Raw genomic sequence first — 9,968 nt, 5'->3', positions numbered from 1 at the left:
CGACAAGCCCGTGCATATTATAAAGCTCCCAGGAGTTGGAGGGAGTGGTACCAACCTTCAATGGCACCGGACGGGGATACCATGCATCGGTTTGGTTCAGATGGAATGCTTCCGGCAAACTCCCGCCGGTGTTAAATTTCGTCTTCGTCCCGGCCCGGCAGGCGTATTCCCATTCTGCCTCTGTCGGCAATCGGTAAGGTTTACCTTCTTTCCTGCTCAGCCATTCGGTAAAAGCTTTGGCATCATGCCAGCTTACAAACACTACAGCTTCCTCATCATCATGGGAGATCCCCCTTTTTCCGCGAAGCGACCTGTGCGCAGGATCAAATTGTTCATATTGTGCATTCGTAACAGAAGTGGCACTCATATAAAACGGACTGGAAAGGGTTACCCGGTGTACCGGAATTTCATCATACGCTCCCTCATCAGAGCCCATATAAAACGATCCGGGCTTGATCTCCACCAATTCCATCCCCAAAGAATTTGTTTCTGTCGCTTTTTCCAGGGTCAAAAAACTTCTCACTGTTTCATTCTGTCCGATCTGAGAACCATAGGCTGCCGGCCAGAGCGTAGCTCCCAGACCGGAAATCATGGCTTTCTTGAAAAAATCGCGTCTTTTCATAAAATGAGTTTTTGGCTCTATTTATAATTTCGTTATTGTTTAATTACCCGGTAAGTTCGTGCCACATATCAAGCATCCGGACACATTCATCCCGGTTAGAGGGAAAAACGAGCGGCCTTAAAATGCAGCGTGCCCCTGTTTCATTCACCAACCCGGCAAGGCGCCTGATATAAGCCTGCCAGTCACCTTTTGAAGATTCCTCTTCCAACGGTGCTACACGGCTGTAAAGCACGGTATCCGTTTCAGCACACATTTCTAAAAGCCATCGCGTATCATAAGACTCCGGATTTCCCAGATCGATGGCCCGAACGGCATCGCTGCTACAAAGCCTTTCAAAAAAGTATTCGTGACTGCCGCAATAATGCATGAAAATGCTGCCAAATTCTTCGGCACATCGCTCAATTGAACCCATAACGAACCGATCGAGCTGATCCGGAGCGATCATGGCAGGTGTATCTTCGGAAATCCGCAAGCCGCAATCAGGGAAATAAACTCCCTGCTCCGTTCCGTGGCCATGAATCATCCATTTTATTCCCTCACCAATACACTGCTTAACATACCGGCTTGCCCGAATCATAAGCTCGCGGGAAATATCCAGCAGCTCATCAACCCAGGGCCATTGATTTTCATCCATCAAATCATAGAATATCTGATCTCCATACAAAAGGTGGGCTATATCAAATATTCCCTGGTTGTCCGCCTGATAGGCTGCAACCTCACCATCACCTATTTCCCTGTGAATGCGGTAAAATTGTTCGGCCAGTTTCATGAGCTCAGCACCGGATAAATCTTTATCCAAGGCTTTTCTGATTTGTTCAGGAGAGAGTGGTTCGCCTGCCCAGGGCATCATTCCTTCCCGCAATACATAATCCTGCCCGGCCATGGAAGGAATAAAAATCACTCCGAGATTGGGTCTCACTGTGGGAATTCCATCTGTAGGCCAATCTGTTACCGGACGGGCACGAGAGATCTCGGATTCCCACATCTTTTGAGGATTGTAAAATTTATCCCGGTAACCGGAAGTATCATAAATCTGCTCTTGCCAGGTTTCGTGCATATCACGGGCAGGGGGAATAAGAATGAGCGAAGGTCCTTCACCGTTCCAGAATTGTTGGTGCCTATTTATCTTCTCGTTTATATTCATTATTCAATTATTATTTTAAAATAAAAATCTGATAATAAGCGGTATCACCTACTGCAATTTTCCGGTTGTAAGCAAGCATATTTCCATCATTTGACCAGTTGACCGCCCTCAGTTCAGCCATGCTGTTCTTAGGCTCCGGTGAAACCTGCCGGGTCTGGCCTGATTGTATGTGGGTTATATATACACGCTGTTGGCTCCCATATGCCAAAAATTTACCGTCAGGAGAAACATTAAACCCAGTTTCCACCGAAAAGTTGTTATCAGTGATCTGGCTGGGCCAGCCACCATTGGGGGAGATCCCATAGATCTGAACCACCCCCTGCTTATCCTTCATCATGAAAAATATCATCGATCCGTCAGGAGTGGATCTCAACCAGTGCCTGGGTCCCTGCACTCCGGGATATTTTCTGTCAGTGGTAAAGGTAAGCCTGCGCTGTATGGTTCCTGCCGGTGGATTGGGACGGGTGGTTTCCATTCCGGTCAGCGGTTTTCCTTCATTTGCCTTTGTTACATCGTCCGGGATATCCGCTATAAACACTTCGGTGCGTTTATTACCCTCCTGATCCCGGATATCACCCAGAAAAGCAACCGCCCATTTCTGCCTTGAGCCATCTTCTTTCACATAACCGTTGGTTCCCACCCAGCCATCCTCATAGGCACGGTCAATTTGATCACTCCCGGGTTCGGGATCTTCTGTGACATCTGTCACTACAACCGTATACTTTTCTCCATCGATATTCTCTCCCGAACCATCCTTTCCAACCTGTACAGGACCATAAGGTGCCATAACCCCAACCATACGCAGGTCTTTTTTACCGATAATCCCTTTACTTTCAAGTTCCGCCATCACGGCATCATTATAGGTAAAACTGACCCATTCCCCGTCTGCACTCCATGTATGCGCATGTGTTCCTCCCCTCAATGCACCGGCAGTAAAAGGCGGTGTTACATCTCTTCCATCCATAAAAATCGGCTTACCGGGATGATTCAGATCTACGGCCACTCCGGTTCTTCTGTAAAACCCATATGGTTGTACCGAATCACAATTTTGCAGCCCATGAATAAACAAAACCCTGTCCGAAACAGGATTGAAAGTGGCAGATCCAACGCCCGGACCATAGATTGTCTGACCTCTGGTTTGATAAAGCTGTTTTATTTCCTCTGTACGAACATTCACCGCCTCAATGCAACAGGTACGGCCAATATGGGTGCCGTCATTTCGCGTATCATAGACGATCCAACTGTCATCTTGTGAAAAGTACTGGGTTGTATGCAGAAAATGTCCCTTTTTACCTGATGTTAATTGAATTTCTTCCATATCTGAAAAACTTTTGAAAACAGCATCGGTTTTCGCTGGTTGTTTGTTGCATGCCATAGCCGTCAGTATAATAAGGAATAAAATAAGTAGTTTATATATTACATCTATTTTCATCTATATAATGTTAGAAAATTAATATTTGAAATAAACATGACGGCAGTTTTTTATATGACTACTAGTTTTTCACAAAAATATCTGTAAACCATTCTTTCCAAAGGCTCTTTATTAACTAATATTTCAATACATAAACTCAAAATTGACTTCCATAAAGTCCTCTTTGTTTGAATTTTTCTTTGACCTGCGTGGTTAAATCATAAATACTTGAACCACAGAGGTACACAGAGATTAAACCCAGAGTTCCACAGAGTAAATATTTTTGACAATTATTATTCTTTCAAACTTAATGAACAGCCTATAATTCTACTAAACTACTAAGCGCCTGTGCACAAATTTTATCATTCATCTTTTTCATATTCCGGGTTCATGGTATGCATGATGGGATTCATCCCATGCAGCCATTGATGTAATTTGCCCGAAAGTTCCTGAACTTTCCAGGGTACTTCTTCGCTCAGATCGTTGTTCTCCCCAGGATCTTTCTGCAAGTTATACAATTCAACTTGTTTGGGATCGTAGAATTCAATCAATTTCCACTTGCCCGACCGAATAGTGGCTCCCGGCTTATTCCCATGGGGGCTGTAATGAGGATAATACCAATGTAACTCTACTTTATCTTCATCAGTAAAATCGCTTACCAGCGACCGACCGTCAATCGGGGTGTTGGCATGTGCTTTTACTCCCGCAATGTCCACAATAGTAGCATAGATATCTTCCGACTGTGTAAGCGTTTCGCTTACCGAGCCTGTTTCAATATGACCCGGCCATTTCATTATATAAGGAACCCGGAGACCTCCTTCATAAAGGTGACCCTTCCCGCTTCTGTAAGGTCTGTTATCGGCTACTCTCTTGTCGCCCATCTTATCCAAAGCTCCATTGTCGGAGGCAAAAATAACCACGGTATTCTCACTCAAATCCCATTCATCAAGTTTTTCAATGAGGCGTCCCACGTTTATATCAACGCTTTCAACCATGGCCGCGTAAACCGGATTGATTATCTCATTACCGGTTTTTTCCTTTTTTGCCTTGTATTTTTCCACCAGGGCTTCAGGAGCCTGCAGTGGAGTGTGAACAGCATAATGGGAAAGATAGACCAAAAACGGTTGATCCTTATTTTCTTCTATAAATCGGATGGCTTCATCCGTGAGCCGGTCGGTCAGGTACTCACCTTCTTCCCCTCCCTCCAATGCAGGAATGGAGGAATTCCATGGCTGATCGGGATTTTCATAGGGATAAAAATGACTTGGGGGACTGCCGTGAGTCCAGCCTGCCACGTTTTCATCAAAGCCCATATCTGTGGGCCAATAGCCTTTGCCGCCCACATGCCATTTGCCAATACTAATAGACTTATAACCAGCAGGTTTTAGAGCCTCCGGTAATATCACCTCTTCCTTAGGAATCTGCATCAGATCATTGGGGGGTAAGATTCTGCTTTTCTCAGGATGACGATGTTGGCGTATAGCACTTATATGCCCGGTGAAGTTCACACGGGCCTGGTTCTTTCCGGTAAGTATAGCAACCCTGCTTGGTGATGATACAGGACACGAAGAATAAGCATTGGACCATCGCATGCCTTGCTCCGCCAAATTGTCAATATTGGGCGTTTCAATAAAATTGTTACCGTAACATCCCAAATCCTGGGAGCCCAGGTCATCAATCAGGATAAACAAAAAGTTGGGTTTTCCCGATTCTTTATTCTTGTTTCTATCCTTATCGGTTCTTTTGCAGGACAGAAATCCTACTACAATACTAGTAGTCAAAAGAAGCCATAAAATGTTAAAGTTCTGAATTCGCATAACTCTGGATTATTTATTTGGTGTATTTTTTTACTCACTCCAGCAAAATCCACCCATTAACAGTGCGTGATGAAATATGTTGTGATTTAGGAGCATAATATTCGTTATACCTTCCTGATTATTAACGAAAAACTGATATTTTGATTAAAAAGTGCGAGATAAAAAATGAGTCCAGTATAAAAACTTACTCCAATAAAATTTTGCCCATATATTCAAAACTTATAATTTAATCCTTATTATTCTCTAACCATTTAAGTCTTCTTAAGTCAGGAAGATGCTTTATATCAAATCCTTCAAATAAAGCATTGAAGCCTTCACCGTCTGGGGATGCCGCTGTTAACCCTACCATTACAGGTGTCCTATCAGGAAAGAACGCAATTCGTATCATTGTAAAATTCTTATTATCTAATGAATAATAAATTTTAACAGCATCCACTATTCTTTTTACTTTTATCCAAATTGATTTAGGAAATTCACTCAATTCTACAACACTCCAATCACTTTTTCCAATGGTGACCACACAACTTATATTAATTTTGTTATTTACATATTCAACACCTGTTTTTATCCATCTTTTTTCGTTTATGCGAATCATTAGACCCATTTGATCGAACCGTTTTTTATAATCTCCAGTAATTTTGACTATGGCCTCAAACTCACCTCCACAAGTAGTATAAAAATAAGGTGCATCATCTACTGTAAATCCATAATAGCTCTCTCTCCAAGAATCAGTTTTGGGAGTAACGAACATTGATGCAGAGGATTTATCAATGATCTTCCATTTTTTTGGTTCGTTAAACCATAGCATTTTATCCATCATGTTTAATTTATAGTTTCATAACAAAATAAGTAAACAAATATATTCTTTGCTTTTCCTCCTTAGCTATATTTCAGAGATCCAGGAAACGAAACCCCATCAGTCAAGCCTTCTACTATTTTTCCCCATTCCCTTTATGAAAAAGTGACACAAGAAATCCAACCAGGAATATGGTGGTAGTTCCCAATACAATGGTCAGATACGTATGAAACTGATTGCCCAATGCTTCCGGGCCGAGAAATAAGTTGGACAGGCTCAGCCAGATGATCACCGACAATCCGGCTATTACACCAATAATAGCACCAATCACGTTTTTCTTCCTGAAAAATACTCCCAGCAGGAACAACCCCAGCATACCGCCGCTAAAAATAGAGGATAACTTCCACCAGGCATCCAGGGCACTTTCCACGTTGATCATCAGAATGGCAACCAATATACCCACGGTACTGATAATGACCGAAGAAATATAAAGCACCCGCATGGACTCCTTATCAGAAGCGGTTTTTTTGAAATACTTCTGATAGTAATCTGTTAGAAAGACGGTGGCCGAACTGTTGTAGCTGGTAGAGATGGTACTCATACCGGCGGCGAAGATCGAAGCAATCAACAGTCCGGTAATGCCCACGGGAAGCTCATTAACGATAAAATAAGGAAATACTGCATCCCCTTGTGTAGCATCCTGCAACCTGGCAGGTAACTCAGCAGCCCCTGATGAATAAAAAGCAAACAGGGCGGTTCCGATAAACAAAAACATCAGGGAAACCGGAATATAAAGCATACCACCGCTGAAAGCCGACCGTTTGGCTTCCCGGTCTGTACGGGAAGCAACATATCGCTGAACATAATTCTGATCGATCCCATAATTCTGCAGATTAATGAAGATGCCGTATATCATCACTACCCAAAATGTAGATTTTGACAGATCCAGTCCGAAGCTTCCCAGGCTGAATTTGTTTTGTTCCGAAGCAATCTGAAACATCTGGCCCGGACCTTCCGGCATGTTGAACAATATGTAGACTGCACATACCAAGGCTCCAGTGATCAAAACAATTCCCTGGATGGCATCCGTCCATACCACTGCCTGAATACCGCCCAGCATCGAATAAATCAGGATCGCTATTCCGGTAATGATAATAACAATGGCAATGTCCCAACCAAAAATCGAATGGATGGTCAGGGCCAGCAGATACAAGATGGTGCCGATGCGCATGATCTGGGTCAGCAAATACATCGTAGAGGCATACACCCTGGCCCAGGGACCGAAACGCTGTTCAAGGTAGGTATAAGCAGACGGGCTGTTAACCTTACGGTATAATGGCACAAAAACCTTAACCGCCACAATAGCGGCTATTGGTAATGACAAGCTGAAAACAAAGGCGTTCCAGTTGGAAAGGTAGGCATTGCCCGGCAAAGCCAGGTAGCTGATGCTGCTCACAAAAGTGGCAAAAATAGACATGGCTATGGCCCATGAGGGAATGCTCCTGTTGCCCAAGGTAAAACCCGACGATGTTTTGCTTTTGCGGTAGAATGAACCGCCAAATATGGTAATGCCAATTAAATAAATGAAAAAGATGATCAAATCGATGCTGTTCATATAATTACATTTTAAGGTTTTCAATAAATAATGGATGACATGCTTTTCTCATTTTTGGGATTTTTTCTGGTTGTTCCATTTAAACAAGGATCAAAAACACAACCTACCTATTCTGCCCTTTCCTTGATTTATCAAACATATAATTTTTGATTGGTTAAATACTGATTTATTCTTTCTGACTTATCTTTACTGGCTTTATTCAAAGGTTTCACAATATAGTCATTAGGGCATATTTGCATATGTTTAAGCACACATTTTATCCCATTAATGACACTACTTGATCCATTTCCACTATACACTATCCCACTTAATTCCATGACCTGCCTCTGTAACTCGCGGGCCTTATTCAAATCACCAGAATTAACTGAATCATAGATGCTTACATATAATTGGGGAAACATATTTGCGCCTCCTGAAATTCCACCATTCCCTCCTATTAACAATGATTCCATAAGCAATTCCTCCGGACCAATCAATAAAGGTACCTCTGAATCGTGTGCAACTTTCAGAAGACGATGATAATACACCATATCAGCGGAGCTGTCCTTTAATCCGATGACTTCAGGGTTTGAGAGCAGCTTTCTTATCGTCTCAATCTCAAAGGAAACCTTGGTTAAACCAGGATTGTTATATAAATAAACCGGCAGCGAAATTTCACCAATCAACTGTTCAGTAAAATGATACAACTCGTTCTGATCGATCTGATAATAGAAAGGTGGCGCCAACACCACAGCCTGAGCGCCAAATTCTTTAGATTTATCAGATATATGAACCGCTTCCTTTAAAGAAACATCAGTAATCCCCACCAAAACAGGTATTCGGCCATTTACCTGATCACATACATATTTAATCAGATCCACCCGCAAAGCATGGCTTAAACTTGGGGCTTCCCCCGTGGTACCAAGAATGAACACTCCATGAACACCACCCGAAATCAGATGTTCTATTAATTTCTCCAAACCCCTGTAATCCAGTTTACTCTCATTAATCAGGGGTGTAATCATTGGAGGCACAATTCCTTTAAGTGCAGTCATGATAATCTGTTTTAAAAATTAAATTGTCATTATCCCGAAAATGCATAATATATTTTATTCAACTTTTTTAGGATCAAATATAGTTGCGGCGATAAACCGGTAAGGAGGAGCATCATCCTGAAGGGCATTATTCCAGTAATAAACCAGAACCAATTTACCATCAGGACGTTGCACCATACGAGGATAACCTGCATCTGAAGTAGCGCCATCCTGGCGGAGCACAATCTCATCGCCCCATGTTTGTCCTTCATCCGAGCTGAATTTGACACACACGCGGGATCCATCTCCATCATTTTTCCGAACAATATAGGCCAGCGCCAATGTGCCGCTCTCCAATTTCACCAGGGCCGGTGGCGAGCCACCATTCCCTGTATTTGAAACAGGATCATTCGATTGTTTCCAGGATTTCCCATTATCATCGGTCATATAACTGATCAGCTTATCCTGTCCATTCCCTGTTCTCTTGCGTATCACTGTAAGAATCTTTGAATCGGAGAGTCTTACGGAGGAGGGCATAATTTCGAAACCGTCCGGTTCAGGACCAACCCATGCAACACGCTCCCAGCTCCTACCTCCATCCCTGGTACGGGCACAAAGGATCCTTCCTTCTTTACCATTATTTTTCGCCACGGTAAAGAAAGCCATCAACTCGTTCTGGCCGTCGATGATGTAGTCGGTTCTGGTGGCAATACCTTCTGTGCCTAAATTCGGTAACTCATAGGGCCCATTCCATGTCTTGCCGCGATCATAGGAGTAATAAAAATGAGAGGGGCCGGTGTCATTGGTTTGTCGCAGAAAGGTTAATGCCAAATCGGGGTGGGTGAAATTAATTGGTTCTTTAAGCTCTTTTGGAGTCTCTGTTTTATTTTTATCCCACCGATTATTATACCTCCATCCGGTTTGACCATGTTCGTAAGCATCTTCTATACTCCAATTAAGACCTCCATCCTTACTCCGGGCGTATTTATCCCGTGCTGTACTTTGATCATAAGTATGAAAACCTCCATCATCATAATAGCGAGCTTCGACAAACCCAACCAATACCTCATCTTCCCAGATCCAAATACCATGATTGGCAGGCCAACCGGCAAACCGGCCGTCCTCATAATATACCTTTACATGATTTATGTCATCGGTAGTATCTTCTTTATTTTTACATCCAATCAATAAAAATAGGATACTCACCAATAATATTACATTTCTGTTCTTCATAATAACCTCCGCTTAATTTGTTAACATCATTTTGAAAATGTCATTATATTATTACAATTACTTGAGCTAATCAGGCCATCTCTCAGCATAAGATGATACCTCTTTTTCCCATTCCCGATAATCCTGAGTAAGTTCTTTTATTAAATCAGAATGGTCAGAAGAAACATCCCTTGTTTCTCCTATATCTTTATCTAAATTAAACAAGGCTTTTTTATCACCATCTTTTACAAGTTTCCATGGGCCTTGACGTACTGCCCATTCATCTCCTATTTTCCAGTAAAGCGTCCGTTCGGGTAATGTTCCGCCTTCCAATAATA

9 protein-coding genes are annotated in these 9,968 nt (G+C 42.5%); all 9 read right to left on the bottom strand.

The annotated features are described in order from the left end of the window. Nucleotides 1–472: formylglycine-generating enzyme family protein (locus KGY70_11815; GenBank protein ID MBS3775868.1), on the bottom strand; the 472-nt coding region annotated here is incomplete at its 3' end. A 193-nt stretch (nt 473–665) separates the two neighbouring features. After that, entirely contained in the window at nt 666–1,766 is a 1,101-nt protein-coding gene (locus KGY70_11810) for a hypothetical protein (protein ID MBS3775867.1), read from the bottom strand. Between the two features lie 10 nt (nt 1,767–1,776). Further along, nucleotides 1,777–3,084, bottom strand: a complete 1,308-nt coding sequence (locus tag KGY70_11805) for a DUF3748 domain-containing protein (GenBank protein ID MBS3775866.1) — start codon at nt 3,082–3,084, stop codon at nt 1,777–1,779. Nucleotides 3,085–3,539: 455 nt separating this feature from the next. Next, nucleotides 3,540–4,994, bottom strand: coding sequence for a sulfatase (locus KGY70_11800; GenBank protein ID MBS3775865.1), 1,455 nt, complete (start codon nt 4,992–4,994; stop codon nt 3,540–3,542). A 226-nt stretch (nt 4,995–5,220) separates the two neighbouring features. Continuing rightward, on the bottom strand, nt 5,221–5,814 hold the full coding sequence (locus tag KGY70_11795; protein ID MBS3775864.1) for a DUF1349 domain-containing protein: 594 nt from the start codon (nt 5,812–5,814) through the stop codon (nt 5,221–5,223). A 112-nt stretch (nt 5,815–5,926) separates the two neighbouring features. Continuing rightward, on the bottom strand, nt 5,927–7,405 hold the full coding sequence (locus KGY70_11790; protein MBS3775863.1) for a sodium:solute symporter: 1,479 nt from the start codon (nt 7,403–7,405) through the stop codon (nt 5,927–5,929). A 131-nt stretch (nt 7,406–7,536) separates the two neighbouring features. Further along, the gene (locus KGY70_11785; protein MBS3775862.1) at nt 7,537–8,439 is read right to left on the bottom strand and encodes a dihydrodipicolinate synthase family protein; all 903 of its coding nucleotides are present in this window, start codon (nt 8,437–8,439) and stop codon (nt 7,537–7,539) included. 54 nt (nt 8,440–8,493) lie between these two features. After that, nucleotides 8,494–9,651 (bottom strand): exo-alpha-sialidase, encoded by a 1,158-nt coding sequence (locus KGY70_11780; protein ID MBS3775861.1) that lies wholly within the window; start codon nt 9,649–9,651, stop codon nt 8,494–8,496. 66 nt (nt 9,652–9,717) lie between these two features. Further along, on the bottom strand, nt 9,718–9,968 hold a 251-nt coding region (locus KGY70_11775), incomplete at its 5' end, for a hypothetical protein (protein MBS3775860.1).

This window comes from Bacteroidales bacterium, assembly GCA_018334875.1.
Classification (GTDB): Bacteria; Bacteroidota; Bacteroidia; order Bacteroidales; family UBA12077; genus JAGXLC01.
This window is presented reverse-complemented; position numbering and strand designations above follow the sequence as displayed.

Coding starts and splice junctions, on each gene's coding strand:
- KGY70_11800 (MBS3775865.1), bottom strand. CDS start 4,994: ATGCGAATTCAGAACTTTAACATTTTATGGCTTCTTTTGACTACTAGT.
- KGY70_11805 (MBS3775866.1), bottom strand. CDS start 3,084: ATGGAAGAAATTCAATTAACATCAGGTAAAAAGGGACATTTTCTGCAT.
- KGY70_11795 (MBS3775864.1), bottom strand. CDS start 5,814: ATGATGGATAAAATGCTATGGTTTAACGAACCAAAAAAATGGAAGATC.
- KGY70_11790 (MBS3775863.1), bottom strand. CDS start 7,405: ATGAACAGCATCGATTTGATCATCTTTTTCATTTATTTAATTGGCATT.
- KGY70_11785 (MBS3775862.1), bottom strand. CDS start 8,439: ATGACTGCACTTAAAGGAATTGTGCCTCCAATGATTACACCCCTGATT.
- KGY70_11780 (MBS3775861.1), bottom strand. CDS start 9,651: ATGAAGAACAGAAATGTAATATTATTGGTGAGTATCCTATTTTTATTG.
- KGY70_11810 (MBS3775867.1), bottom strand. CDS start 1,766: ATGAATATAAACGAGAAGATAAATAGGCACCAACAATTCTGGAACGGT.